Below are 1,600 nucleotides of genomic sequence, written 5' to 3'. Positions count from 1 at the left end.
TGGTATTTTATTGCATTGCTTATCAGGTTGTAAATGATACTTCTTAAACTTGCTTTTGCAATGGTTAACTTTTCGATTTCAAATGATTCTTTAATAATAACCTGGGTGGTATTGATCATACCTGCAAGTTCTTCTTTTACATCATCCAAGACTTCTTTGAAAGAAACAGCCTCTATTTTGTCATTTAAGCCTTTCTGAACTTTGGTAACCTCAATAAGACTAATGATAGTGTCATTTAGCTTCTGAACAGATGTTCCCATCAACTGTATAATCTGTTTTTCAGATTCATCCAGCTTTGGATTTATTTTCATTGCAACAAGCGCAAGTAATCCTTCAAGATTAGAAATGGGTGACTTAAGATCATGTGAGGCAGTGTATATAAAATTATCCAGATCAGTATTCACCCTGTGCAGTTCCTGGTTCTTTTTCATCAGGGATTCATTTCGAAGCTTTTCAGATAGATCTCGGGTGACTTTTGTGAATCCTATATGCTTTTTTTCAGCATTATAAATGGGAGTTATCACCACATTTGCCCAAAATAAAGAACCATCTTTTTTTACTCGCCATCCTTCGTCTTCAAATCGTCCATTTTCTATGGCTTTGGCAAGTTCAAACTGTGTGTATCCCGTAGCATTTATTTCTGGCGGGTAAAACTTTGAAAAGTGGCTGCCGATAATCTCTTCAGCCTCGTAGCCTTTTATTCGCTTAGCCCCTTCGTTCCAGGTAGCAACATAGCCATCTGGGGTTAGCAGAAAAATTGCATAATCTTTAACACTGGCTATCCACAAACGTGATAGTTCATTACTTTCTCTAAGTTCTTCATTTGCCTTCAATAAGCTGTTTTCCAGGTTCTTGCGCTCCGTCAGATCACGGGTAACCTTGGAAAAACCAATTAATTCTTTATTCTTATTGTAGACAGCAGAAATAACTACGTTTGCCCAGAATAAGCTGCCATCTTTTTTTACACGCCATCCTTCTTCTTCAAACCTACCTTCAGTAGAAGCAATCCTCAATTCATAGGCAGGATGATTTGTATCAAGTGCCTCCTTGGTGTAGAAAATAGAAAAATGTTTGTTGGTGATTTCTTCTTTTGTGTACCCCTTCAGTCTTTGCGCCCCTTCATTCCAGGTAATGATATAACCCCTTGTGTCCAGCATGAAGATAGCATAATCCTTAACACTATCTACCAGTAGTTTATAGATAGCTTCATTATCTTCTAGTGCTTGCTTGATTGCAACTGAAGAAAGCATGTGATCATAGGATTCTGCGCCACCACTAAAAAACTCGTCCATATCCATGACTGTTTAAAAAATAAATGATTGCCTTCTTCCTGCAATATAGTTGCCATCTTCAAAGAAGAAAAGATCAAAAAGTCATTTCCTGAAATATGAAAAAATATCTACTTAGGTTCCATTTATACTTAACTGCTGATTGTTAGTTGTTATTCAGATGCTTTGAGTAACGCTACTGCTTTAAGTTTATGAATAAGTATATAATGATGATAAGGGATAGTGCCGAAGTAATTTTACTTTGGACCACTGTCCAGTTTTATTTCTATTTGTAGTTACCTGATCAAAAAGCCTATTTTCCAAAAGACAAG

The 1,600-nt window shown here is 36.4% G+C and carries 1 protein-coding gene; it reads right to left on the bottom strand.

All coding sequences use genetic code 11. The annotated features are described in order from the left end of the window. Positions 1-1,292 (bottom strand): PAS domain-containing protein (locus KWJ01_RS03910; protein WP_224995118.1); only part of this gene is annotated, 1,292 nt, incomplete at its 3' end. Between the last annotated feature and the right edge of the window lie 308 nt (positions 1,293-1,600).

It is taken from the genome of Cesiribacter sp. SM1, assembly GCF_020178975.1.
In the GTDB taxonomy this organism is placed as follows: Bacteria; Bacteroidota; Bacteroidia; order Cytophagales; family Cyclobacteriaceae; genus Cesiribacter.
Note: the sequence above shows the minus strand (reverse complement) of the source record. Positions and strands in the feature narration are given on the sequence as shown.